We start from the raw sequence: 25,112 nt of genomic DNA, 5'->3' as shown, positions 1-25,112 counted from the left end.
TCGTCCTGAGAAATACCGCGTCAGTGGCAGCTCGTGTGTGGACGGCAGGCGACCCACAGCGGAGTGGAGTCGATGATGCTCCAGCCCTCTGTCTGCGCGGCCTTGAAATAGATGGCGTCGCTTTCGGTGTAGTCCTTGTTGCACCACGCCCAGGTGCCGGCGCCGAACGTATTGCGGCAGATGCCTTTGCGGCGCAGGTCGTTGCAGGGAAAGGAGCCGCCGTCATTGCAGGCCCAGTCTTCCCAGCTGACCGAGGCGCTGTGGCCGTCGGCCCGGGTGTCCTGGACGTACCAGTCGTCGCCGTTCGCGACCCAGCACGCTCGGGCCGCGTTCTGTGTGATGTCCTCGTTGATGCAGAAGGTGGGATTGCTCGGCGCCGACGTCTGCACGGCGTTGTTGTGCTCCGAGGTCACAGCGTGCGCCGGGCTTCCGGTCAGCCCGATGGCGAGCACGGCGCCGCCGAAGAGCGTGAGAAATCGTCGCGGCAGAGTATGCATTCTCCGCTCCAGAATTCCGTGTGTACTCCGATAGGAATATTTGCGACGTCGGCAAACTCTCTCGGAGAATGACATCGCGACTCGCGGGTGTCAATACACTAAAAACAGCCGGCTGAAACAGGCTTCGGACGCCATCCCTTGAGTGCGCAGGCCGGGTCTCTCCGCCTGGCCGGTCGTGGACAGGCGCTATCCGCCGGTCCCAGATGTCGTCATGCTCCCCACGCATCCCTTGGCTCTTCCTGCGTGAGAGGACCGATGGCATGGACGATCTGACCAGACGCGGGTTTCTCGCCGGCTCCGCGGCGGCGGCCGTCACGGCGGGCGCCGTCACGGCGGCGGGCGGTCCGGCGGAGGCCGGGGCGGCCTCGCGGCGGGCGCCGGTGTCCGAGCTCCCGCGACCGGACGAGTCGGGCATCGACCACATCGTCGTCGTGATGATGGAGAACCGGTCGTTCGACCACTATCTGGGCTGGCTGCCCGGCGCGGACGGGCGGCAGGCGGGGCTCACGTTCACCGACAGGGAGGGCGCCGAGCACCCGACCCACCACCTCACGGTCCCGCACGGCTGCGGCTTCCAGGACCCCGACCACAGCTACGCGGGCGGCCGCGTCCAGCTGAACGGGGGCAAGTGCGACGGGTGGCTGCGGTCGGGCGACAACGACGTCTTCGCCATCGGGTACTTCGAGGCCCCTGACCTCAACTTCTACGGCGGCGCCGCCCGGGACTGGACGGTGTGCGACCGGTACTTCCCCGCGATCATGTCCTCCACGTTCCCCAACCGGATCTTCCAGCACGCGGGGCAGACCGACCGGATCAACAACGCGTTCGAGTTCTCCGAGCTGACCACGATCTGGGACCGGCTCGCGGCGAGGAAGGTGCCGCACCGGTACTACTTCAGCGACGTCCCGTTCACGGCGCTGTGGGGCCTCAAGCACCTCGGCATCAGCCGGCACATCACCGAGTTCTACGGCGACGCGGCCCGGGGCAGGCTGCCCGCGGTCTCGTTCGTCGAGCCGGGCTTCGTCGGGGAGCTGATCCCCGGCCTGTCGGAGGACGAGCATCCGCTCGCCGACATCCGCTTCGGCCAGCACTTCCTCAACAAGGTGTACGAGGCGATCACCAACGGCCCGGGCTGGGGCCGGACGCTGCTCGTCATCAACTACGACGAGTGGGGCGGCTTCTTAGACCACGTCGCACCGCCGGAGGGGCCCGACCCGCGGCCCGATCTGGGCACCGGGCTGCGGGGGTTCCGGGTGCCGTGCCTGCTGATCTCCCCGCGGGCCCGCCGCGGCGCGATCGCGCACGAGGTGTACGACCACACCTCGGTGCTCAAGGCGATCGAGTGGCGGTGGGGGCTGGAGCCGCTGTCGGTCCGCGACGCCGCCGCCCGCAACATCGCCGAGGCACTCGACTTCGAGGGCGAGCCGAATCTCCACGCGCCCCGCTACAAGGCGCCGCGGCCGATCACGCTGGGCTGCGTAGCGCCCGGCCATGTGCACTTCGGTGACGACTGGGACCAGCTCCGCCGGTACGCGATCAAGAAGAGCTTCGGGAAACGCTGAGGTCGTGGGTATCTCTCCGGAATCGAAGAAAGAATCTCGGGATCGGTGTCCGGACGGGTGCCGTGGTTCCGACGTCTCTGGTGAAGGCGCCAGGGAGGCGCCGCCAGAGAGGAGCGATCATGAAGTACATGATCATGATGTTCGGGTCGCAGCAGGACTATGACGTCCTGACCGGCAAGGAAGGGGACAGGCCGGCCTGGGACGAGAAGGACGTCGCGACCATGAACCAGTTCCTGGCGGACTGGAACAACGCTCTCGTCGAATCCGGGGAGTTCGTCGAGGGCCACGGCCTCACCGCGCCGGTGCACGCCCGCCGCATCGGTGTGCGCGACGGCGTCCCGGTGGTGACCGACGGACCGTACGCCGAGACCCAGGAGGTCCTCGCCGGGTTCACGATCGTCGAATGCGCGAGCTTCGACCGGGCGACCGAGATCGCCGCGCAGCTCGTGAACACCCCGCACCCGCCGGACACCGACCTGGGCCGTGACTGGTACGTGGACGTGCGGCCGGTCGCGGACGGCATCGGTGAGTATGACCTGTAGCCGCCGGCATGACCGAGCCTGAGGCGACGCCCGAGGACCTGCTGCGCACGCTGGCGCCGCAGGTCCTCGGCGCGCTCGTCCGGCGGTACGGGAACTTCGACACCGCCGAGGACGCCGTCCAGGAGGCCCTGCTCGCCGCCGCGACGCAGTGGCCGGTGGAGGGCGTCCCGGCCAATCCGCGCGGCTGGCTGATCACGGTCGCGGCGCGGCGCCTGACCGACCTGCTGCGCGGCGAGCAGGCCCGGCGGCGGCGCGAGGACACGGTCGCCCGGTGGACGCTGCCCGACCGGTGGATGGCGCCCGCCGCCGACCGGCCGGTGACCGCGTCCGACGACACGCTCATCCTGCTGTTCATGTGCTGCCACCCGTCGCTGTCGCCGGCCTCGCAGATCGCGCTGACGCTGCGGGCCGTCGGCGGCCTGACGACCACCGAGATCGCGCGCGCGTTCATGGTTCCCGAGGCGACCATGACGCGGCGCATCAGCCGGGCCAAGCGGAGCATCAAGAGCGGCGGCGTCCCGTTCGGCATGCCGGTCGACCGGGCCGAACGGCTCGGCGCGGTCCTGCACGTGCTCTACCTCGTCTTCAACGAGGGGTACGCGAGCACGTCCGGTCCCGCGCTCTTCCGCACCGAGCTGTCGGCCGAGGCGATCCGGCTGGCCCGCATGGTCCACCGGCTGCTGCCGGACGACGGCGAGGTGGCCGGGCTGCTCGCGCTCATGCTGCTCACCGACGCCCGCCGGCCCGCGCGCACCGGCCAGGACGGCGCGCTGATCCCGATGGCCGAGCAGGACCGCTCGCGCTGGAACGCCGCGTTCATCGACGAGGGCGTGGCGCTGATCAGCTCGGTGCTGCCGCGCGGGGAGCCGGGGCCCTACCAGCTCCAGGCGGCGATCGCGGCGGTCCACGACGAGGCGCCGACCGCGGCGGACACCGACTGGCCGCAGATCAAGGCGCTGTACGAGGTGCTCCTGCGCGTCTCGGACAACCCGATGGTGATGCTCAACCACGCGGTGGCGGTGGGCATGGCCGACGGCCCGCGGGCCGGGCTCGCCCTGCTCTCCGAGCTCGACTCCGACGAGCGGATCGCGAACGACCACCGGCTGTTCGCGGTCCGCGCGCATCTGCTGGAGACGGCGGGCGAACGCGAGGCGGCGCGGACGGCCTACACGCAGGCCGCGCGCCGGGCGACCAGCCTGCCGCAGCAGCGCTATCTCAACACCCGCGCCGCCCGCCTGAACGCCCTGTGACCAGGCGAACGCGGTGCGATCCGCCCGTGAATGACACGCCCGACGGCTGATCCTCTTTTCCTTTTAAACGCACCGGAATCATCTATTTTGGATCACCTCCCGCGCGGGTGGGCCGCGTGCGCTGATCGAGGAGACCGCGAGATGATCGAACCCCAGGACCACGCGATCGACCGGTACAGCAGCGGCGTACTGAGCCACGACGTCCCGACCGAGCTCGCCCGGCTCCGGCTGCTGGAGGAGCATCTCGACCCGGTGACCCTCCGCGTGCTCGACGCGCGGGCCGCCGACCTTCCCGACTCCGCGCGCTGCCTGGAGCTCGGCGCCGGCGCCGGATCGGTGACCCGCTGGCTGGCGGGGCGTTTCCCGGCCGGAACGGTGACGGCCGTCGACATCGACGTGCGCAACCTCGACCCGGACTGGGCGCCGAACCTGGAGGTACGGGAGGGCGACATCCGGGTTCTCGACTTCCCCGAGGAGTCCTTCGACCTCGTCCACGCCCGCGCTCTGCTCATGCACCTGCCCGAACGCGAGGACGTGGTGAAGCGCCTCGCGAGCTGGCTGGCGCCGGGCGGCTGGCTCGTCCTCGAGGACATCGCGCACTTCCCGAAGGCCACCTCGCCGCACCCGGCCTGGCGCAAGGCCATGACGGCGGTCGTCGACCTGCTCGGCAGCCAGGGCGAGGACGTCGGCTGGGTCCGGCGCCGGCAGCCCGCGGTGATGGCCGACGCGGGACTGGCCGAGCTCGGCCTGGCGCTGGAGATCTTCACCGTCGGGGACGGGAGCGCGGCCGAACGGTTCTGGCGGGTCTTCCTCGACCAGCTCCGGCCGGCCCTCGTCGAGCGTGACCTGATCACCGCCGGGGAGCTCGACGCCGCGCTCGCGCTCTTCGACGATCCGAGCTTCGTGGACGTCGCCCAGGCCCTCGTCAGCGCGTGGGGCCGTCAGCCCGCGACGTGACTCACAGGAGGGGGAGGCGCAGGACGAAGCGCGCGCCGCGGACGCTGTCCTCGATCCGCAGCGAGCCGCCGTGGGCGAGCGCGATGTCGCGGGCGATGGCGAGCCCGAGACCGGCGCCGCCGGAGCCGCGGCTGCGGGCCGGATCGAGGCGGGTGAACCGGTCGAAGACCCGCTCCCGGTCCGCCCGCGGGATGCCGGGGCCGTCGTCGGTGACGACGAGCACGGCCATGCCCGCGTCCTCGGCGTCGCGGCGGACCTCGATCTCGATGGCCTCCTTGGCGTGCCGTTCGGCGTTGTCGAGCAGGTTGCCGAGCAGCCGGGCCAGCTGCAGCCGGACGCCCGTGATCGCCAGGCCGGGCGCCAGCCGGGTCCGCAGCGCGGCGATCCAGGTGCGGGTGGCCACCTCGGCGCGGACGAGCTCGGCGAGGTCGACCTCCTCCCGGACGGACGCGACGGTGCCGATCCGTGCGAGCAGCAGCAGGTCGGCGACGATCGACTCCAGCCGGTCGGTGGCGCGCAGCGCGGCCTGCGTGGCGGCCGGGATATCGGTGTCGTTCGGGTACATCGCCAGGTCTTCGAGGTTGACCCGGAGACCGGTGATCGGCGTGCGCAGCTCGTGCGCCGCGTCGGAGGCGAACTGCCGCTGCCGGGTGACCGACTGCTCCAGCCGGTCCAGGGTCTCGTTGGCGGTGCGGGCGAGGTGGGCGATCTCGTCGGCGCCGGGCGGCTCGGGCACGCGCCGGGCCAGGTCGCTGCCGCTGATCTCCGCCAGCTGCAGCCGGATCTCCTCGACCGGACGCAGCGTCCGGCCGACGACCTGCCACGTGGTCCAGGCGATCAGCGCGGCCAGCGCGAGCACAGCGGCGGCGAGCAGCACTTCGAGGAGGCCGGACGTCATCACCCAGGGCAGCCTGCTCGCCCCGTACACGGTAGGGGAGTCGGGGGCCGTCGTCACCCGGATGGCCCACACGGCATAGCACTCGTCGTCCAAACAGGTGGTCACGCCGCGGACCCGCGACTCAGGGCGCGGCCGCACCTCGGCGAGCGGCGGCTGCCCCGCCGCCTTCGCGCTGGCCGCGAGCACCAGGCCGCCAGAAGAGACCAGCTGGACGAGCGCCGCCCCGCCCGCGTCCTCCCTGATCGGGTTGTCCAGCGTGCCTTCCCGGACCGCCGCGCTCGCCTGCCGGGCGACGAACTGCGCGTCCTCAAGGGCCCCCTGCGTGAGCATGTTGCGCAAGAGCATGTCGGTCGCGGTGGCGAGCGCGCTCAACACCAGCACGGCCACCACGGCGGAGATCACGGTGTCTCTCCCGCGGATCGACCGGGGCAGCAGGCGCATGACGACCTCGCTCCGACGAGCCGGACATATCCGGAAAAGGGCTTCCGCGGCGACCTCAGCTTAGGCCGCTGTTGACCTTGCCGTCGGCCCCACGCCAAAACCCGGTCAGGACCCCCTGCTCACCGACGAGCCAGAACACGCGCCACAGCGGCCGCGAACACCGCCGCGCCCAAGGCCACCAGTAGTCCGAGCCAGATCAGTGGGCGCCAGGGCTGGTAGCCGTAGGCCACGGTCGCGTCCTGAAGCAGGCTCCACACCTTGGGGAGCCGGGTGTTGGTCCTGCGCTGGAGACGCTCCTTCGCGAAGAGGACCCGGCGGGCCTCGGCCGGCTGGCCGATGCGCGTGTAGTGGCTCGCGAGTTGTTCGTACGGCTGCGGCTGGTTGCTCAGTTTGGCACCGGACAACTGGACGCTTCCGACCACGCGGGCGTTCCGCATGGCGACCTCTCCATGGGCCGTGAGCCGGATCGCGACGATCCCGGTGTTGGCCGCCGCCCGGCTGAGGGACATCGCGACCTGGTCCCGTCCTTGACGGCCGCCGATCTCGGCGTCCCGGACGTCGAGCGTGCCGTCGATGCGCGCGCCCCGGAGCAGAACGGAGCCGGCGGCGCGGAAGCCTTCCCGGCACTCGAGATTCCCGTTCACCATCAGGCCTTCGGCCGCGAGGGAAACACCCTCGGCGTCCACGCCCACCTCGGCGCCGATGAGCACGATGTCACCGGTGATCGTGGCGCGGTCGAACCGCAGCCCGCCACCGATCCGGCTCCGATGGAGGTTGACGATCCCTCGCGCGTTCATGCGGGCGGCGTTCATGCTCGGCACGTCGCAGTCGACGAGCCGCACGGTCCCGGTGGTCGCCTCGACGAAGCGCAGCGGGTTCTCGAAGCGGCAGTGCTCGCACACCAGCGGCCAGAGGGCGGTGCTGCCCATGAGGTCGAGCCGTCCGGTCACGACGGCGCCGCGCAGGCGGACGGCCGGACGGCGACCAGGCTCGTGGCCCGCCGCGCCCAGGAGCAGGGCGGTCACCACCTCGGCGCGGACGGTCCGTTCCAGATCGCCGGAACGCAGGTCGACCCACTCGCCGCGAGGGAAGGCGTCCCACAACCGCTGTTCGGGCTCCGCGAGGTCCCAGTCGGCCATGACCCCATCCTGAGTCGTCCCGGCCCGGGCAACCAGGTCCGGGGACTCAGGTCGAGGTGTAGGTGTGGAGGGGGGTGGGTGGGTGGCCGCCGTAGTGTTCGATCGCTTCGGTGACCCGGAAGAGGGGGTGGTCGTTCGGGCCTAGGAAGCGGAAGATCTCCCACAGCTTCGTCAGGTGGCGGACGGTGTCGGGGTCGCCGTAGGAGGCGAGGGCGCCGCGTTCCCAGTCGTCGGGCGGGACGTCGACGTAGGGGACGCCGAAGGCGGCGGCGGCTTCGGCGACGGTCAGCATCTCGCCGGTGAGACGGCAGATGGGGTCGACCTCGGGGACGGGGTCGTCGAGGAGGCCGACCGCTACGCGGGCGACGTCGGCGCCGGCGATCAGGGGGAGCAGTGTGTCGGGACCGCCTAGGGGTGCGGCGAGCTCGTTGCGGCCGCTGAGGCGGATCAGGACGTCGAGGTTCTCGAAGAAGACCGCCGCGCGGAGGTGGACGGCGCCGATGCCGGCCCAGTCGAAGATCTGCTCGGCGAGCCAGTGCTGGCGCATCCGGTGGGTGTTCGCGTCGGGCTCGGCCGCGAGCTGCGAGACCTCGACCAGGCGCTCGACATTGTGCTCGCGGGCTGCGGCGGCGAACGCGGCTGTGGCGTCCAGGAGGCCCTCGGTCACCGGGTAGGTGAAGAACGCCCGGCGGACGCCCTTGAGGGCCGGGAGGACGTCGGCGATCTCGCGGAGGTCACCGGTGACCACCTCGGCGCCGAGCTTGCGCAGGTCGGCGGCACGGTGGTCGTCGGTGTGCACGAAGGCGCGCACGGGGTGGCCGCGTTCCAGCAGGGTTTGTGCGACGAGGCGTCCGGTCGAGCCCTGGGTGCCGCCCGCGGCGCCGGTGACGAGGATCATCCGATCACCCTCCGTTCACTCTTCAATAATCACGCGAAACGCGCCGAGACGTTCGAGCGTGCGGAGCAGCACGTCGGAGGGGAAGGCTTCGGCCGGGCTCAGCACGCCGGTCTTGTTGGGGACCTCCATCAGGCGAAGCGCCGCCTCGACGGAGGCGAGGGCTCCGGCGCGCCAGAGGTCGGTGCCGGTCACCCGTCCGGCGCGGCTGCCGTGCGCGGCGATCACTTGGGCGGCGACGGTGAACTCGCTTTGTGCTCGCTCGGCCATGGCCACGTGCTCGCTGACGAAGACCTGCTCCTCGGTGAACGTCTCGGCGGTGAGCAGCGCCTCGACGGTCCGGGCGGGGACGTGCCGGGGGATCATCACGATCTCGCAGGACGGGAACGGGGCGATCATCGTGCGCGGGCCGATGGGGGGCGGGAACGGGAAGACGACGTTGCGGGGCTCCACGTAGCCGATGTGGAACTCGCCGCCGGTGTAGGTGATGCGCTCGGTCTCGGCGAAGAGCTGGGCGGCGGTCTCCTTGGCGCCGGTGGTCATCCGCCAGCCGCTCACCGCGTACGCCGTGGTGACGCGGTCGATGTCGTGCAGGCCGTCGGCCACGGCGTCGGCGAGGAGGTCGCCGATGCCGCCGTAGAAGCTCATGCCCGGCACCATCGCGATCCCGGCGCTCTGCGCCCGGCTCTGGAAGTCCTCGAAGAGATGCCGGACGTGGTGGGACTCGACCGCGTGGTCGACGTAGTGGCACTCGGTCTCGACGCAGGCGCTGGCGACCGGCTCGCCCGTGACCTTGAACGGGCCGGCGCAGTGGATCAGCACGTCCGCCTGCCGGGCGAGGCCGCGCAGGGCTTCGGGATCATCGAGCGCGGCCGGGTGGACGGGGTAACCGAGTTCGGCGCCCATGGCCTCGAGTGCGGCGGCGTCGCGACCCGCGAGAAGGACGTTCTGGTTCCGGGAGTGGAGCTCCGCCGCCACCAGGCGGCCGGTGTGGCCGTACGCTCCGTAGACGGCGATGAGCGGCGTGGACATGCCTGCCCGCTTTCATACTGGAAGTATGTAACTGTGATTCGGAAGTTACCTACCCCGGGTATGACCGTCAAGAGGGTTGTGGATATCCGTTCGAAACTGTTCGAACACCGCAGGTGGGAGGGGAGCCCAGATGGCACGCCGGAGCCAGGCCGAACGGTCCGGCGCGACGACGGGCGAGTTGCTGACCGCGGCGCGGCGCCTGTTCGGGGCGGACGGCTACGCCGCCACCTCGATCGACGCGGTGGCCGCGGCGGCGGGCGTCACCAAGGGCGCGGCCTACCACCACTTCAAGGGCAAGGCCGACCTCTTCCGAGCGGTGTTCGTGCGCGAGCAGGAGGGGATCGCCGCCGAGCTCGAACGGGTGGCGCTGGCTGCGCCCGACTCGTGGACCGCGCTGCGGCGGGGCGTACGGACGTTCCTCGAACGGTGCACCGACCCCGCGTTCCGGCGGATCGTCCTGCTGGACGGGCCCGCGGTGCTCGGCTGGGACGGGGTCCGCGAGATCGAGTACGACCACACCCTGCGCGTCCTCACCGTGGGCATCCGCGCCGCGGCCGCGGACGGGCGACTCGCCGGCGGCGACCTGGCCGCCCGCGCTCAGATGATCTTCGGTGCGCTCTGCGAGGCGGGCATGCTCCTCGCCCGGTCGGGTGACCCCGCCGCCGCGCTGCCCGCCGTCGCGGCCGAGGCGGAGCATTTGCTGAGCGCATTCGCCCTGGCCCCGCTGAACGGGTCGGCTCAGCGCCAGTAGCCGGTCAGCCCCAGTAGCCCAGGAGGAGGCGCTCGATCATGCCGTGCAGCACGCCGGTCTCGTGCGCGTCGTCCCCGCTCTTGTAGATCTCCTCGTGGCGCTCGATCACCGCCTCGGTGATCTGCCACCCGCCGCCCTCGGCGGGCCGGAAGAAGGCCTCGAAGATCTTGTAGCCGGTCCAGCTGCGATGGAAATGGAGCCGGTCAGCCTCGACGTAGGCGAACCACTTCTCCTCCATCTCCGCCGGGATGACGCCCCGGCGGATCGTCTCCCACTCGTACTGCGTCCAGACGCGCTCCGGCGGCGGCAGCGGCGCGGGCCGCCGCATCGGCTCGGTCTTCCAGTCGCGGGCGGTCGCGGTGGCCGGTCTCGTCAGCGGCGGGAACACGAGCCACTCGGGCAGGTCCTCGGTGCCACGGTCCCACCAGACGGGCAGCGCGCCGGGCTCCATCCCGGCCGCCACCATCCCGCCGACGATCGCGCAGGTGGTGTCGACGTCCCCGCCGACCTGGGCGGTCGACCAGATCGCCTCTTCGAAGTCGCCGGCGTGCTTGGCGGCGGCCCAGAGCGTGAACGGCACCGTCTCCTGGGTGCTCATGTCGCGCCCGTTCCCCAGCTCGGCCGCCACGGTGTGCGCGTCGCCGAGCGTGAGCAGCCGCCGGGCCGCCACGATGCCGTCGCGGACGCGGCTCTCGGCGACATGCTCCAGGACGGCGTCGATGATCTGCCCGGGGGAGCGGCGGCCGGACGCGATCGTCGCGGCGGCGACGGCGACCGCCACCGCTCCGGCGACCGCCTCGGGATGGGTGTGGGTCACGGCGGCCGAACGCGCGGCCTGGTGGGCGGCGCGCCGCGGGCTGCCCGCGTAGTACGCCCCGAGGGGCGCCACCCGCATCGCCGCGCCGTTGCCCCAGGAACCCTGGCCGTCGAAGAGGCCCGCGAGCTGCTCGCGCCAGTCGGCTCCCTCCCGGACGAGCCGCAGGAACCGGTTGGTGGACGGCCCGTAGCCGCGGTCGAAGTCGTGGTGCCGGGCGAAGCGCCCGATGAGCCGGTCCTGGTCGAGGTCGCCGTCGCCGAAGGCGAGTTCGAGGACGAGGGCGCTCGCCATCTCGGTGTCGTCCGTCCACCGCCACGGCGCGGGCGGCATCGAACGGGAGTCGAGCAGGGGACGGTTGGCGGGAACGAAGAACTGGGAACCGAGCGCGTCCCCCACCGCGAGTCCCCGCAGCGAGACGAGCGCGCGCTCAAGTCGATCAATGGTCATCGCGGGACATTCTCGCACTTGGCGCCCACTCCAGGGGCGAGCGTCCCGCCGTCTCATGCCCTGCGGCTCGGCCCCGCGGCTCGCCGACCGGGCCGATCAGTCCTGTGCGGGCTTGCCGTTCTTGTCACGGCCCACCCTGCCGCGGACCTTCTGCCACTGCTCGTGGAAGCGGCCCCGGGCCCAGTCGTTCACCCGCTTGGCGGCCTCGAACTCGGTGGCCAGCAGCGCCAGCCCGGCGAAGATCGCCAGGATGCCGGGGCCCGGCAGCACGATCATCGCGACGCCCGCGACGATGAGCGCGGTGCCGCCGGCGCCGACCACGACCTTACGCAGCAGCCGTGTCCCGGGATGGCGCGGCGACCCGGTCCCGGTCGCCTCCGTCGTCGCGGGCCTCAGGCCGGTGCCGGTCGGGGATGCCATGTGTCCTCCTGTGGGCGTCGGGTGCGGCCTGCTTCGGCGGCCGCAGGGTCGCAATGGTCACAACGAGCACGGCCGTCGCAACGATCCCGTCCAGCCAGTAATGATTCGCCGTGGCGACCACCACGAACGCGGTGACCAGGGGATGAAGGACGATCAGCCAGCGCCAGGGGCCCCGGGTGGCCGCGATGATCCCGACCGCCACCAGCACCGCCCAGCCGACGTGGAGCGAGGGCATCGCCGCGAACTGGTTGGCAAGGTGATCGCTCTGCGGTGATCCGTACACGGCCGGTCCGTAGCGGGCCCCCGTGTCGACGAAGCCGAGGCCGTTCAGCATGCGCGGCGGGGCGAGCGGCACCGCGAAGTGCACGACGAGCGCGAGGCCGGTCAGCACCACGAGCACGGTGCGCGCCCAGCGATAGTGGACGGGGCGCCGGAGATAGAGCCACACCAGAAAAGCCGCCGTGACCGGGAAATGGGCGAACTTGTAATAGACGTTTGCCGCCCGGACCGCGTCCGGCTCGTTCAGCAACCAGCCCTGCACCCGCGCCTCGTCGGGCAGCCGCAGCGTCCGCTCCAGGTTCCACAGGCGGTCGGCGTTGGCGAAGGCCGTGGCGACATGGTCGGCGGCCAGGACGCGTCCGAGCTTGTAGGCGGCGAAGAGCACGGCGAGCAGGAGCAGCTCTTTGACCGCGCGCCGCCAGAGGGTCGGAACGGTCGGTGCGAACGCGGAATGCATGGAGGCCTCACCCCGTTGTGAAGAACACTCTTCGTTCCCTTTCTTTCAGCATTGACCCGTTCCAAGAAAAAAGGAATGGTCGTTTTATATGGCGCTCGTCACATCGGAGCGTCCAGGACGGGCCATTCGGGGGCGTCTCTCCTGGGCGGGAGGGGCCGTGGCTCCGGGGTGTCGGCACCCGGTCGCCGCGGCCCCCTCCCCCGGCCGCCCAGTCCCGCGGATCGCCGCCGGTGTTGAGGAACGGCCGCGGCCGTTCCTGCCCCCCACCTGCCCGGCAGCACCTCCGCAGGATTCGATGAAGCTAGCCCGGTACTGCGTAGTAGGTTCACGGCTCCGCCAGGGCAAGCGATGAGCGGCTCCTGAGGTGCGATGAGCGGTGACCTATTCGTTACAGAGCGTTATTTTGCGTCTCGCAGAGGGCTCACAGCGTCGGCCAGAACTTCGGTGACCGTGCCGGGGCGAACGCCCGTGCGGGCAGCCACATGGGCTACTTGGCGGGCGATATCAGACACCTCGGCGGAACCGTCGAGCGCAGCCGCGGCGCGGGCGATGATGCGAACGGCGGCGCGAACGGCGGTCAGGCGCTGTTCGTGTGTCTCCAGGACGCCGCCGGATCGTTCGATGGCGGCGTCCAAGACCAGATCGCTGAGCGTCTTCTCGTTGCGAAGGGCCGCACGTACGGCGGCCCGCCCCTGAGCCCCCAGAAGCCCGGCCGGGTCTTGATCTTGGCCGAACGACACCGCGCCGATCGGGCCGCGGACCTGGGCGTCCGTCAGCTTGTGCCACACGCGCAGGCTGCCCGCCCTCCCGGCCTCGTCGTCGTCGAGGGCGACGACCAGCCCCGCGATGTCCAGGTCGGTGACGCGGGAGAGGGCGCCGATCTGGGCGGTGGTGAGGGAGACACCGCAGGTCGCGACGGCGGCGTGCGTACGGGCCGCGGCGACGTTGACCGCGATCGCGTCGAGTGGCCCTTCGACGAGGACGGGGCGCACGCCGCGGCTCAGGCGGTCGCTGGTCTCGTGCAGGCCGTAGAGCAGCTCACCCTTGTGGAAATGCTCGGTGTCCGGGCTGTTGAGGTACTTCGGTCCCTTCGCGCCGTCCGGGAGGCGGCCGATGAACCCCGCGATCGCACCGTCCTGACTGCGGATGGCGAACATGGCGCGATCCCGGAACCTGTCGTACAGGACGCCAGAACGTCGGCGGCGGGCCAGCCCGGCGGACACGATGGCGTCGTCGGCATGGCCCAGCGAACGCAGGCGCGCGGTGAGGGCCTGTCCGTTCTCCGGTGCGTATCCGATCTGCCAGCGTCTTTGCACGGCACGGGAGAAACCGCGCTCGGCCAGGTAATCCGGCACCCATGAGCCGTCCAGGCAGTCTCGGAAGAAACGGTGTGCCGCACGCATGAGATCGGTCGAACGGTCGTAGTACTGGAGGCGGCGGCTCACACCGAGGATGCGATCCCCGATCTCGGGCCCGGCCCACCCGGCGACCGGCGGGAAGGACAGGCGCGGCGGTGCCAGTCCCAGATGGGCGAGGACGAGGTAGGCGACGGAATCCGCCTCCACGCGGCGCAGGCCGTGACAGCCATTCGTAGCGCCCGTAGCGGCCCCTCCGGCGGCCGCCGCTCCGGTAGCGCCCGCTCCGGGTGGGTCTGGACGGTCGCCGCGCCGAATCACATGGGCCAGCTGATGGGCCAGGACCGCGAGATCCTCCCCCTGCGGCGCCTGGTAGCCGAGACGAGCGGCGATGCGCTGAAGCTGCTCCCGGGCGTCGGCGACCGGTCGGTCCGGCAGGGGCAGCCCGTCGGTCTGGGCCACGTCGAAGACCGCCCGCAGCCTGCCGTCCCGGCCGATGACGCGGATCGCGACCTCGCCCTTGCGCACCTGCCGTCCGGCCGCCCGCCACGCCTCGTACGGGCGGACGTCGCTCGCCGCACGCCACTGGGCGGCGATCAGCAACGTGTTGGTGAACCCGTACCGCCCGTAGCGCGCCGCGCGTTCGAGCCACCACGTCCAGGGCAGCGTGCCGTCGCGCAGGCGCGCCGTCTCCTGCTCGGCGATCCCGCGCAGCACGGCCAGCAGCCGCCGCGTCTCCGCGTCGTCGCCCATGGGGCAAGTCTCGCCCGCGGCCCGCTACAGGTACAGGCCGCTACAGGTACAGGCCGCTACAGGTACAGGCCGCTACAGGTACAGGCCGATGAGCTCCGCCGGCTGCTCCCACAGGGCAGGGAGGTCGTCGGCGGTGAGCGTGACGAGCCCCCGCTTGCTGGGCTTGCGCCGGATGGTGGCGAGGCGCTGGGCCTGGTTGGCCACGGCGAGGTCGAGCAGGTTGCGCATCAGCCGGCCGTTGCCGAACGAGGGGCCGCGGGGGACGCGGGACAGCATCGACCGGAGCAGCTCGGTGGTCCCGGGGTCGAGCCGGAAGCCGTCCGCCGTCGCGAGCCGCTCGAACACGGCGACCAGCTCGTCGTCGCTGTAGTCGGGGAAGTGCAGCTGCTTGGGGAAGCGGGAGTCGAGGCCCGGGTTGGTGGCCAGGAACTCGGCCATCTGCTGCTCGTACCCGGCGACGATGACGATCAGGTCGTCGCGGTGGTCCTCCATCAGCTTGACCAGCTCGGCGATGGCCTCGTGGCCGTAGTCGCTCTTCAACGGCGACTGCGTCAGCGTGTAGGCCTCGTCGATGAAGAGCACGCCGCCGAGCGCCCGTTCGACCAGGCGGCGGGTCCGGGGCGCGGTCTGGCCGATGTACTCGCCGACCAGATGCGCGCGGGACGCCTCGACGAGATGACCGGACGACAGCACGCCGAGCCGCTTGAAGATCTGGCCGAGCAGCCTCGCGACCATCGTCTTGCCCGTGCCGGGATTGCCGGTGAACACCATGTGCCGGGTCGGCGTGCTCACCTTCAGCCCGGAGTCGCGGCGCAGCTGGGTGGCGCGGGCGGTGGCCACGACCAGGCCGAGCTCGTGCTTGACCGACTCCAGGCCGGGCAGCTCGCGCAGCTCGGCCCGCGGGTCGTCGGCCCCGCCGGACAGGTGCAGGACGCGCGGGATGTCCGCCTTGCCGATGACGATCTCGCCGTCCCCGGCCGCCGACCGCACCAGGATGTCGGCCAGGTGGGGCGCGAGCCGGGCGTTCCGCAGGGTCTGCACGGGCGGGGTCGCGGCGAGCAGCTCACCGGCGGCGGCGATGGCGTGCCGGGTGCCGCGCGCACCGCGCTCCCGCAGCGCGCGCCGGAACAGCTCCGCGTGCCCCTCGGCGGTGAATGGGCGGGTGCGGGCGACCCGGAAGCGCTGGGGCAGCACCGGGTTGATCTCGCCGATCCGCTCGTCACCGGTGGCGTCGCACAGCGCCACGACGTTCAGCTCGTCGTGCACGGCCAGCAGCCGGTGCAGCTCTTCGGCGAGGGCCTCGCCGTTGCCCGGATCGGTGATGATCTCGTCCAGGCCCTCGATGATCAGGAGCCGTTCGCCGGCGCAGTCGCGGGCGTCGGCCTGGAGCCGCGCCACCGCGTCGGACAGCCGCTGCCCGGCGAGGAGGTTGCCGGTGAGCCAGAGCGGGTCGCGGCCCAGCGCCAGCGCCTTGCCGAGCTCCTGCGCCGCGTCGCGCTTGCCGGTGCCGTCCGGCCCGACGAGCAGCAGCCGCACAGGGGTCCTGCCCGGCGTTTTCGCCTTGGCGGCGGCCGTTTTCGCCTGTCCGGCGGCCGCCGGCGTCTCACCCGTCGCCGCGGCCTCGGGCTTGCCGTCGCCATTGGTGAGCTCGGCCAGGACCGCGATCAGCTCGGGCTGGTCGACCAGCTTGGTCATCAGGTCGGGACGGGCGGCCGGCGACGACGTCCGCGCGCCCTCCTCGACCTTGAGCGTGTCGGTGAGCGGGTTCACGACACGGCGGCGCGCGGCGTACAGGCGGCGCAGGTCGGTCTGGAACTGGCCGACCGGGATCCACTCGGTCTTGGGGAACCACGGGTCGCCGGGCAGCCCCTGCACGGTCGCGACGAAGCGCATCGCCATGTCGAGCCACGCGCGGCACGCGTCGGCCGCTCCCGCGACCAGGGCACGCACCAGCCAGGCCCGGGTCTTCTCCTGCCACGCGCCCGGCTTGAAACCGCGCTTCTCGGCGGCGAACCGCTCCTGGAGCTCGCCGTAACGCTCTTCGCCGAGCGCCAGCGTCAGCTCCGCCGGAACGTGCTCCATGCTGCCCTGCAACAGCAGCTGGATCAGATGCGTCTCGACCGTCTCGTCCCGCGGCGCCACGCTCGTCAGGTGCTCGTACGCGGCCAGCAGCCCGGCGCACACCCACTCCAGGTAGCCGACCGGGCCCAGGAGCTCCGGCACCGCCGCGAGGATCTCGTCGTCGGCGTGCCAGTGCCAGAGCTCGCGCATCTCCATCTTGGGGAGGTTCACGTCGTGCACGGGCGGGTCGTCGTACAGCCGGATCAGGGCCTTCCGGCGCTGCTCCAGGGGCTCGATGCCGGCCAGCACGTCCAGGCACTCGCGCGCCAGCTCGATCGCCAGCCCCCGGTCGGGCGCCTCGATCAGCCAGTCGACCGGCGGCCGCCACCGGCCGCCGGGCGCGTCCCACCGCGTCATCCGGGTGCTGATCGGGCTCGGGTTGACCAGATGCCCGCGCAGCAGCCGCTCGGGCAGCTGCGACCACGAACCGGCCTTGATCGCCCCGCCGCCGGGCAGGAACGCCAGCATGCCGAAGATCTCGGCGATCACCAGGGAGGCGGGCAGCGTCAGCAGCTTGTGCTCGTCGGTGGTGAGCCCGGCCGCGCGCGGGTCGCGCGCCAGCCCGTCGACGCGCGCGCTGATCTCCTCGAACAGGCCGTCGGGCACCCGCCAGGGACCGTACGAGTAGACGTCGAGGACCGGCTCGTCGGTGAGCAGGAGCTCCAGATGCTCCGGAAGCCGCACACGTTCTCCCTTTTCGGGGGGTCAAGGCGGATAACAGCCTACGGTTCCGGAGGGGATGAGATACCCGTCATCGCGGTGACGGCGGCGGCCGCGAGCTCGCGGGCGCCGGCTCGCGCCTCGTTCTCCGGCATGGCCTTCTGCCCGGCGAAGACCTCGTCGCCGAACCGGTCGAGCCGGTTGGTGCCGCCCTTGAACGTGACCTCGATGACGGCGTTGCGGACGCGCACGTGGACGGTTCCGACGCCCGTTTCACCGACGACCTTCTGGACCGCGTACGTGACGAACGCCTCGTCGCCCAGACCGGGCAGCTCCTGGTAGTGGACCCGACCGCCGCTCTGCCAGGCGCTGACCGGGCTCTTGTCGGGGTTCTGGGCCCACCAGCGTTCCTGGGCCGTCTGCCTGGCGGCGGTGTAGGTCGCCGATCGCCGCCCGGCCGCCTGCTTGATCGTGATCGTGGCGGTCAGCTCCCGGGTGACGCGGGTCTTGCGGTCGGCGCCCGCGTTCTGGCTGGACTTCCAGGCGCAGGTCCACTCCTCGGTGCCCCGCCCGGGCCGCCCGGTCGCGGCCGGAACGAGGCGGGCCAGCGCCGGTTTGGGGAACAGGGCACAGGCGTTCTCGATCTGCTTGAACTCGGGGCCCGAGGGGGTCGTCATCCGAGGATCGGGCTCGACCCCGCCCAGCTGGGCGGGCAAGCTCGGCGCGGTGGCCGAGGGGATCGAGATCGAGGGGACAGGGGTTCCGGGATCTGCGGCGCGGGTGTCGCGGGAATCTCGGTCCTTCTTCGTGTCTCCGGTGACGGCCACCGCCACGCCGACGGCGGCGCCCAGCGGCACGACCGCCGCCAGCACCGCCGCGATCATGAAGGGCCGTCGCCGCGGCGAGGCCGTGCCGCCGGCCGCGGGGTCGGCGGGCGGTGGCTGCGGGGCGTACGCCGGGTCGCTCCACGGCGACCGATGATCCCGCTCCTGCATTCGTCCCGCCTTTCCTTCTCGTGGATGTGCGCCGGCCGCGTCAGGACGAGCGCTGGATCGCCGCCGCCAGCCAGCGGGCCGCCTTGATCGCCTGATCGTGGACCTGGGCGGGCGTGCGGCCCCGGTCGGATTCGAACCGGACGTCCACGAGGAGGCTCCCGGTCCGGAAGTACACCGTCGCCTTGGGCTTCGTGGCCGGTTCGACCACGACGAACGCCTGGTCGCCCGGATCCTTGATGTCGTTGAAGGGGCGGCCCGGGTCGGGAGTGCCGCCGCGCGGTGCGTAGAGGTCCCGCTTCTCGGCGAAGCGGGCCCGCGTGGACCCGGCGGCCGCCCCGGGCGCTTCGCCCTCGGCCGTCACGGCGAGCCGGTCTTCGCCCGTCGAGCCTCCGGCCACCGATGTGCTCCAGATGCAGCCCCGGCTGGGCCGCTTCGTGGACGCGTCGGTCGCGGCCTGCGGGGCGACGGTGAAGCCCGGAACGAGTTGTCCTGCCTGCGCCGGGGTGAGGAGCGTGCAGACGGAGGGAAGTTTCGCTGGAGCGGCGGCGGACGGCGCGGCCGAACGAGGCGACCCCGTTGAGGAGCCGCTCGGGCTCGTCCGGGGCTCGCTCCCGTTGCCGTCCGGCCAGAACACGATCGCGAGCGCCACCGTCACGACCGCGATCACGGCGATGGCGGCGGCCGCCAGCGGGGCCCGGCGACGTCCTCCGGGGCCGCCCGGTTCGGTCGGCCGTTCGAGGGGCCCGGCTGCCGGTGGCCCCGGTGGAAGCTGGACGGGCCGAGTCCGTGGCACGGGCTTGCCTGCGGCCACGGCGCCGAGCCACTGCTCCGCTCCCTGCGCGTTCAGCCGTACGGCCGGATCCTTGGCCAGCAACGCGAGCACCACCGGAGCCAGCGGCCCGGCTTCGCGCGGCGGCTCGACAGGCTCGGTGAGCACCGCGCCGAGCGTGCCCATGACGGTCGTCCGGCTGAACGGTGTGCGCCCCTCCACCAGCACGTACAGCGTCACGCCGAGCGACCACAGGTCCGACTCGGGGCCGCCGCGTTCGTGCCGGACGCGTTCAGGGGCCATGTAGGCGGGCGACCCGATCAGCGCCCCGGTCTCGGTCAGCGTGGTGTCGCCCGCGAGCGAGGCGATCCCGAAGTCGGTGAGCACCGCGCGCCCGTCGTCCCGCAGGAAGATGTTGGCGGGCTTGACGTCGCGGTGCAGGATGCCGCGTTCATGGGCGGTCCGCAGCGCGGCCAGCACGTCCAGGCCGATCTCGGCGACGCGTTCCGGCGGCAGCGGCCCGTCGCCGGACAGGACGGCGTCCAGCGAACGGCCGGGCAGCAGGTCCATGACGATGCAGGGCCGGCCGTCGTCCTGGACGACGTCGTGCACGGTGACGATCGACGGATGCTTGACCAGGGCCGCCGCGCGGGCCTCGCGCATGGCCCGCTGAGCCGCCGTCGCCCGCCGGTCCGCGGGGACCCCGGCGGGCAGGAGGAGCTCCTTGACCGCGACGTCCCGGCCGAGGGCCTCGTCCCGGGCCTGCCAGACCACGCCCATGGCGCCCTGGCCGAGCCGCCGCACCAGGCGATAGCGCCCGGCGAGCATCCGTTCGCCGGTCATGCCTGCCTGGCCAGTGCCTGCGCCGCCCATCGCGCGGCCTGGAGCGCGTCACCCGGGCCGCCCGCCCCCCGGAAGTAGGCGTATTCGACCTCCACGACCCTCGTCTTGAGGCGGAAGACGAGGGCCGCCTTGTCCATGGGCTTGTCCACGCCCCGGGTCTCGAACGAGTAGGCCTCGTCACCGAGACCCCGCACCGCCTGCGGGGGAGTCGTCCGCCCCCGTCCGCCGGTGAAGCCGAACTCTTCCCAGCCCCACACATGCGTCGACGGCTTCGTGTCGTTCGTCCTGGAGCTCACGAACTGCAGATGCGCTTCCGCGGGCGTCTCCGGCTTGATGGCGCTTTCGTAGCGGGGATTCAGCTCGACGGAAAGCCCGCGGCGCTGCACGCCCCACGCACAGCCCAGTACGCCCTTCTGCTGCTGGCGCTGGGGCTTGCCGTTGGGCAACAGCCGTCCCAGCTGCTCCGGCGTCAGCAGGGCGCAAACGTCGAGCTTGGCCGCGGTCGGCGTGGACTTCTCCGTAGGCGTGACGGGCGTTACGGGCTTGGTGGTCTGCTTGGTCGGATCGCCGCTGCCGCGGCTCTTGCCGTCGTCGTTCTGCGAGAGCGTGACCGCCGACGTCGCGACCACCGCGATAACGGCGACCGCCCCGACCCCTGCCAGGACGAAGCCCGTCTTGCCTCGCCCCTTGGGTTGGGCAGACGGCGGAGCCGCGGGTGGGGCTGGATCCCGCAGCCCAGACGGCCGTCCCCGCGCCACGTTCTGGAGCACCTGGCGCGTCGCCTGTACCGACAGGCGCGCGGCCGGGTCCTTGCTGAGGAGATACCAGAGGAGCGGTGCCAGCGATCCCGACCGGCTCGGCGGCAGCGGCTCCTCGGTGAGGACGGCGCCGAGCACGGCCATCGAGCTCTCGCGTTCGAACGGGGCCCGGCCCTCGACCGCCGCGTACAGCGTCGCGCCCAGCGACCACAGGTCCGACTCCGGCCCGGCGGCCTCCTCCCGCAGCCGTTCGGGCGCGATGTAGCCGGGCGACCCGACCAGCGCCCCCGTCCTGGTCAGCGACGAGTCGGCCTCGACGTCGGCGATCCCGAAGTCGGTGAGGACGACCCGGTCGCCGGCGAGCAGCACGTTGCTCGGCTTGACGTCCCGGTGCAGCACCCCGCGCGCGTGCGCGGCCTCCAGAGCGTCCAGCAGCCGCAGCCCGATCCGCGCGGCCTCCGCCGGCGGCCGAGGCCCCTGCTCCCGGATCACCTGGTCCAGCGAGACGCCCCGGACGAGCTCCATGACGATCCACGGCCGCTCGTCCTCGATCACCACGTCGTGCACCGTGATCACGCTGGGATGGTCGATCAGCGCCGCCGCCCGCGCCTCCCGCTGTGCCCGCTCGGACACGACGCGACGGTCGGCGGCCGGCAGCTCGTCCGGCAGCCGGATCTCCTTGACCGCCACCTCGCGCCGGAGCACGTCGTCCACGGCGGCCCACACCGTTCCCATGCCGCCACTGCCGAGCCGCGAGACGAGGCGGTACCGGCCGGCCAGCACACGATCGGACATGCGTGAATCCCCCTCCAAGCGCCCACACGATACCGAGCAAGCCCAAACAGGGCTGAACAGACCGCCGGATCAGGTGGGGCGGCGGAGGGCTTCTACGGCCAGGCGGGCGGAGGTGCCGATGACCGCGTCCGCTTGGGGGAGGACCGCGATCGGGAGGAGGGAGCGGGTGAAGACGGCCACCGCGTAGCGGCCGCCGTCGGGGTACTCGACGACGCCGATCTCGTTGCGGATCGTGGGCAGCGTGCCGGTCTTGCCGCTCACCCGGACGTCGTCGTAGGGGAAGCCCGACGACAGCCGGTGCGGCCATACCTGGAAGCCGAACAGCCGCCGCATCTCGGCGCACTCGTCCGGCGGGGCGGCCTCGTCCCGCCAGATCAGGCCCATCAGCCGGGCCATCTCGCGCGGCGTGCTGTGGCTGGTGGTCAGCGGGTCGAGGACGCGCAGGCGGCCGAGCATGCCGGGCTCGTCCAGCAGCCCCCACAGCTCGCCGAGGCTCTCCACGCCGCCGTCCTGGAGCATCGTCTCGAAGAGGTCGATGCCGTTGCCCGCGATGTGGGTGCGGCGCAGGCCGAGGTCGGCGACGGTGTCGTTGACCATGCCGAGGCCGACCCGGTCCATGATCGCGTCGGCCGCGGTGTTGTCGCTCACCGTGATCATGAGGCAGGCCAGGTCGCGCAGCGACATCCGCACCTCGTCGTGCATGATCGAGATGCCGGTGGGCCCGTCGCCGCGCGTCCGCGGGGCCAGCGTGACCGGCTCGCGCGGATCGAGCAGCCCGGCGGCCGCCCGCCGATAGAACGTGACCAGCAGCGGCACCTTGAAGACCGAGGCCAGCACGACCGGCTCGTCGCCCCGCACGCCGAGCTCGCGCCCGGTGTCGAGGTCGGTGGCGTGCAGGAAGCCGGTGACGCCCGCGTCCCGGAACGCCGCCTCGATCCGTGCGGTGGCGTCGAGCGGGTGGCCGGAGCTCGCGACGCGGGTCATGCCAGGAACCCCGACGCCGGCCGGGGCACGACGCGCCGCGCCGGGCCGGGCTCCAGCGGCGCCATGCCCGCCTCGCGCTTCAGCACGGCGGTGGCCACGGCGGCGAACTCCTTGACGGCGTGCTCGTCGCCGCCGCCCGACCGCCAGGCGCAGGACGTCCGCCACATCAGCGGCGCGCCGATGAGCGGGCGCCAGGTGACCCCGGCGGTGTCGTCCGTGCGGGCGGCGAGCGCCACCGCGGTGCCGGCGAGCACGAGGCCGAACGCGAACTGCGGATGTCTCGCCTCGTGGACCACCGGCGGATCGTAACCGTTCCGGCGGCACCCCGCGAGCAGCTCGTCGTAGGTGCCGGGGGCCTCCTCGCGCGGCGGGACGACCAGCTCATGGCCCGCGAGGTCGGCGATGTGGAGCTCGGCGGCGGCCGCGAGCGGGCCGGCGGCGGGCACGAGCACGCCGATCTGCTGGCTGAGCATCGGGCCGAGGCCGAGATCGCGCGAGTCGCACGGGTGCCGGACGACGCCGACGTCCAGGGCCCCCTCGGTGAGCGCGCGCACCTGCTCGGCGGTGCCGATCTCGCGCAGGTCCAGGCGCAGGTCGGGGCAGCGCTCGCGGAACGCGGCGATCAGCGCGGCGACCACGGCGCCGCCCAGGTCGGGCGGGAGTCCCGCGCGCACGGTGCCGATCTCGCCCAGCCTGGCCCGTTCCGCGAGCGAGTGCACACGTTCCACGCGGGTGAGGATCTCACGCGCCTCGTCCAGCAGGAGCCGCCCGGCGGCGGTGAGCTCCACCCGGCGGCTGGACCGGTCGAAGAGCCGCACGCCGAGCTCCTTCTCCAGCCGCTGGATCCGCTGGCTGAGCGGGGGCTGGGCCATGCCGAGCCGCTCCGCCGCGTGCCCGAAGTGGAGTTCTTCGGCGACGACGACGAAGCAGTTGAGATGCCCGACCAGATTCACGACCAGGAACTATATCAATCTTCATATTCCACCGAAATCGATACGCATCTTGGACTTTTGCCTGGTCAGCTGGTGTCCTACGGGCATGTCCAAATCGCGTAAAGTCATCGCCCTGGCCGCGGCCCTCGCCGTGCTGCTGGGAGGAGGAGCCGCCTGGTGGCTCCTGAAGGGCGACGACGGACCGGGGGACACCGCGAAGGACTACCTCGCCGCCTGGCAACGCGGCGACGTCGCCGCGATGCGCGCCCTCACCGCCGACCCGCCCGCCGACTTCGACAAACGGTTCGCGCAGCTGCGCGAGGACCTCGGGGTGGTACGGCAGAAGTACGAGCCGGGCTCGATCGGCAAGCCGAAGGACGGCGCGGCGGGCGGCTCCTACGAGGCCACGCTCACCCTCGCCGGAAACCGGGACTGGTCGTACGTCGGCATGCTCCCGTTCACCAAGCGGGACGGCGAATGGCGGGTGGCGTGGTCGCCGCAGGTCATCTATCCGGCCCTCAAGGAGGGGCAGCGGCTCAAGGCCGCCCGCACCTGGCCGGCCCGGGCGGGCATCACGGCCGCCGACGGAAGCAGCCTGGAGCAGTCGTCGTCGGGCTCGGTCCAGCAGCTCGCCGGACCGGTCAGCCCGGCCACCGCCGACGCCGCCAAGAAGCTGGGCGCCCCCTACCGTCAGGGCGACCCGGTGGGCGCCGACGGTCTCCAGCGGCAGTACGAACGTCGGCTGGCGGGGACCCCGGCGCTGGCCGTGCAGATCGTCGGGGCCGACGGGAAGGCCGTGAAGACGGTGCAGCGGTTCGGCGGCAAGGACGGGCGGCTCGTGCGCACGACCCTCGACCCGAAGGTGCAGAAGGCCGCGGGCGAGGCGCTCGCCGGCGTCGGCAAGTCCGCCTCGATGGTGGCGTTGCGCCCGTCCACCGGCGAGATCCTCGCGGTCGCGAACAAGCCCGGCGGGTACAACCGGGCGCTGATGGGCCGCTACCCGCCGGGCTCCACGTTCAAGGTGGTCACCGCCGCCGCGCTCGTGGCCGACGGGCTCGACGCCCAGAGCAGGGTGCCGTGCCCGGCGACGACCAACGTCGGCGGCCGCCAGTTCAAGAACTACAAGAACGAGGACTTCGGCACGGTCTCGTTCCGCGACGCGTTCGCGCACTCGTGCAACACCACGTTCGCGCGCCTCGCGGTCGACAAGCTGGGCCAGAAGCGGCTGGCACAGGTGGCGGCCCAGTTCGGCTTCAACGCGCCGGTCATCGCGGGGCTGCCCGCCGTCCGGGCCTCATTCCCGCAGGCCAAGGACGACACCGCGTTCGCGTCCGCCTCGTTCGGGCAAGGCGAGGTGCTGACCAGCCCGCTCAACATGGCGAGCGTCGCGGCCGCCGCCGCAAGCGGGACGTGGCGGTCGCCGCGCCTGGTCGACGCCGCGCTGGCGTCGCAGGCGGTGGACGCGGGCGGGCGCAAGCCCGAGCAGCCGCACCAGCTGGAGCCGGGCGTGCGGCGGGCCCTGCGCACGCTGATGCCCGCGGTCGTCAAGGAGGGCACGGCGGCGAACGTCGACTTCCCCGCCGGGACGGCGGGCAAGACCGGAACCGCCGAGTTCGGGTCCGGTGCGGAGCCGCCCACCCACGCCTGGTTCATCGGCTACCGGGGCGACGTCGCGTTCGCGGTCATCGTCGAGGACGGCGGCACCGGCGCCGAGGCCGCCGCCCCCATCGCCGCCAAGTTCCTGCGCGGTCTGTGAGCGCCGT

General features: G+C 72.2%; 21 protein-coding genes. 6 read left to right on the top strand and 15 right to left on the bottom strand.

All coding sequences use genetic code 11. The annotated features are described in order from the left end of the window. Window positions 1–20: 20 nt before the first annotated feature. On the bottom strand, window positions 21–497 hold the full coding sequence (locus tag ACGFNU_RS50380) for a hypothetical protein (protein WP_392604051.1): 477 nt from the start codon (window positions 495–497) through the stop codon (window positions 21–23). A 260-nt stretch (window positions 498–757) separates the two neighbouring features. Between ACGFNU_RS50380 and ACGFNU_RS50375 the strand changes: the two genes are divergently transcribed. From ACGFNU_RS50375 to ACGFNU_RS50360, 4 genes are all read left to right on the top strand, one after another. Beyond that, window positions 758–2,059 (top strand): alkaline phosphatase family protein, encoded by a 1,302-nt coding sequence (locus tag ACGFNU_RS50375; protein WP_392604049.1) that lies wholly within the window; start codon window positions 758–760, stop codon window positions 2,057–2,059. Window positions 2,060–2,178: 119 nt separating this feature from the next. Next, complete coding sequence (locus ACGFNU_RS50370) at window positions 2,179–2,601, top strand: YciI family protein (RefSeq protein WP_392604047.1); 423 nt, start codon at window positions 2,179–2,181, stop codon at window positions 2,599–2,601. Window positions 2,602–2,609: 8 nt separating this feature from the next. After that, on the top strand, window positions 2,610–3,851 hold the full coding sequence (locus tag ACGFNU_RS50365) for an RNA polymerase sigma factor (RefSeq protein WP_392604045.1): 1,242 nt from the start codon (window positions 2,610–2,612) through the stop codon (window positions 3,849–3,851). Window positions 3,852–3,992: 141 nt separating this feature from the next. Continuing rightward, entirely contained in the window at window positions 3,993–4,808 is an 816-nt protein-coding gene (locus tag ACGFNU_RS50360; RefSeq protein WP_392604043.1) for a class I SAM-dependent methyltransferase, read from the top strand. 1 nt (window position 4,809) lies between these two features. On the opposite strand, the gene ACGFNU_RS50355 is transcribed toward ACGFNU_RS50360, so the two are convergent. The 4 genes from ACGFNU_RS50355 to ACGFNU_RS50340 all read right to left on the bottom strand — a co-directional run bounded on the left by ACGFNU_RS50355 (window position 4,810) and on the right by ACGFNU_RS50340 (window position 9,213). Further along, complete coding sequence (locus ACGFNU_RS50355) at window positions 4,810–6,147, bottom strand: sensor histidine kinase (protein WP_392604041.1); 1,338 nt, start codon at window positions 6,145–6,147, stop codon at window positions 4,810–4,812. A 119-nt stretch (window positions 6,148–6,266) separates the two neighbouring features. Beyond that, window positions 6,267–7,286 carry a hypothetical protein gene (locus ACGFNU_RS50350; RefSeq protein WP_392604039.1) on the bottom strand — a complete coding sequence of 340 codons (1,020 nt, stop codon included), beginning with the start codon at window positions 7,284–7,286 and terminating at the stop codon, window positions 6,267–6,269. Window positions 7,287–7,332: 46 nt separating this feature from the next. Further along, window positions 7,333–8,184, bottom strand: a complete 852-nt coding sequence (locus ACGFNU_RS50345) for an NAD(P)H-binding protein (RefSeq protein ID WP_392604037.1) — start codon at window positions 8,182–8,184, stop codon at window positions 7,333–7,335. A gap of 15 nt (window positions 8,185–8,199) precedes the next feature. Further along, the gene (locus ACGFNU_RS50340; protein WP_392604035.1) at window positions 8,200–9,213 is read right to left on the bottom strand and encodes a saccharopine dehydrogenase NADP-binding domain-containing protein; all 1,014 of its coding nucleotides are present in this window, start codon (window positions 9,211–9,213) and stop codon (window positions 8,200–8,202) included. Between the two features lie 130 nt (window positions 9,214–9,343). On the opposite strand from ACGFNU_RS50340, the gene ACGFNU_RS50335 reads away from it, so the two are divergent. Continuing rightward, a complete protein-coding gene (locus ACGFNU_RS50335; protein ID WP_392604033.1) occupies window positions 9,344–9,964 on the top strand; it encodes a TetR/AcrR family transcriptional regulator in 621 nt (206 codons plus the stop codon). A 4-nt stretch (window positions 9,965–9,968) separates the two neighbouring features. Here the strand turns inward: ACGFNU_RS50335 and ACGFNU_RS50330 are convergent, their stop codons facing one another. From ACGFNU_RS50330 to ACGFNU_RS50285, 10 genes are all read right to left on the bottom strand, one after another. Continuing rightward, window positions 9,969–11,228 carry an ADP-ribosylglycohydrolase family protein gene (locus tag ACGFNU_RS50330; protein ID WP_392604031.1) on the bottom strand — a complete coding sequence of 420 codons (1,260 nt, stop codon included), beginning with the start codon at window positions 11,226–11,228 and terminating at the stop codon, window positions 9,969–9,971. 96 nt (window positions 11,229–11,324) lie between these two features. Continuing rightward, window positions 11,325–11,549, bottom strand: a complete 225-nt coding sequence (locus tag ACGFNU_RS50325; RefSeq protein ID WP_392604029.1) for a PGPGW domain-containing protein — start codon at window positions 11,547–11,549, stop codon at window positions 11,325–11,327. Between the two features lie 4 nt (window positions 11,550–11,553). Next, window positions 11,554–12,384, bottom strand: coding sequence for a phosphatase PAP2 family protein (locus tag ACGFNU_RS50320; protein WP_392604027.1), 831 nt, complete (start codon window positions 12,382–12,384; stop codon window positions 11,554–11,556). Window positions 12,385–12,782: 398 nt separating this feature from the next. Then, window positions 12,783–14,492 carry a toprim domain-containing protein gene (locus ACGFNU_RS50315; RefSeq protein ID WP_392604025.1) on the bottom strand — a complete coding sequence of 570 codons (1,710 nt, stop codon included), beginning with the start codon at window positions 14,490–14,492 and terminating at the stop codon, window positions 12,783–12,785. Window positions 14,493–14,564: 72 nt separating this feature from the next. Continuing rightward, window positions 14,565–17,297, bottom strand: coding sequence for an AAA family ATPase (locus ACGFNU_RS50310; protein ID WP_392604023.1), 2,733 nt, complete (start codon window positions 17,295–17,297; stop codon window positions 14,565–14,567). Window positions 17,298–17,335: 38 nt separating this feature from the next. Next, entirely contained in the window at window positions 17,336–18,268 is a 933-nt protein-coding gene (locus ACGFNU_RS50305) for a hypothetical protein (protein WP_392604021.1), read from the bottom strand. A gap of 40 nt (window positions 18,269–18,308) precedes the next feature. Then, window positions 18,309–19,880, bottom strand: coding sequence for a serine/threonine-protein kinase (locus ACGFNU_RS50300; protein ID WP_392604019.1), 1,572 nt, complete (start codon window positions 19,878–19,880; stop codon window positions 18,309–18,311). After that, window positions 19,877–21,433: a serine/threonine-protein kinase gene (locus ACGFNU_RS50295; protein WP_392604017.1), complete on the bottom strand. Its 1,557-nt coding sequence runs from the start codon at window positions 21,431–21,433 to the stop codon at window positions 19,877–19,879. The genes ACGFNU_RS50300 and ACGFNU_RS50295 overlap by 4 nt, the downstream gene beginning before the upstream one ends. A gap of 69 nt (window positions 21,434–21,502) precedes the next feature. Then, the gene (locus tag ACGFNU_RS50290; protein WP_392604015.1) at window positions 21,503–22,417 is read right to left on the bottom strand and encodes a serine hydrolase; all 915 of its coding nucleotides are present in this window, start codon (window positions 22,415–22,417) and stop codon (window positions 21,503–21,505) included. Continuing rightward, window positions 22,414–23,370, bottom strand: a complete 957-nt coding sequence (locus ACGFNU_RS50285; protein ID WP_392604013.1) for a LysR family transcriptional regulator — start codon at window positions 23,368–23,370, stop codon at window positions 22,414–22,416. The genes ACGFNU_RS50290 and ACGFNU_RS50285 overlap by 4 nt, the downstream gene beginning before the upstream one ends. A gap of 85 nt (window positions 23,371–23,455) precedes the next feature. Here ACGFNU_RS50285 and ACGFNU_RS50280 point away from each other — a divergent pair, with 85 nt between their 5' ends. Beyond that, on the top strand, window positions 23,456–25,105 hold the full coding sequence (locus ACGFNU_RS50280) for a penicillin-binding transpeptidase domain-containing protein (RefSeq protein ID WP_392604011.1): 1,650 nt from the start codon (window positions 23,456–23,458) through the stop codon (window positions 25,103–25,105). The last annotated feature ends 7 nt before the right edge of the window (window positions 25,106–25,112 follow it).

The organism is Spirillospora sp. NPDC048911, assembly GCF_043198015.1.
GTDB lineage: Bacteria > Actinomycetota > Actinomycetes > Streptosporangiales > Streptosporangiaceae > Spirillospora.
Note: the sequence above shows the minus strand (reverse complement) of the source record. Positions and strands in the feature narration are given on the sequence as shown.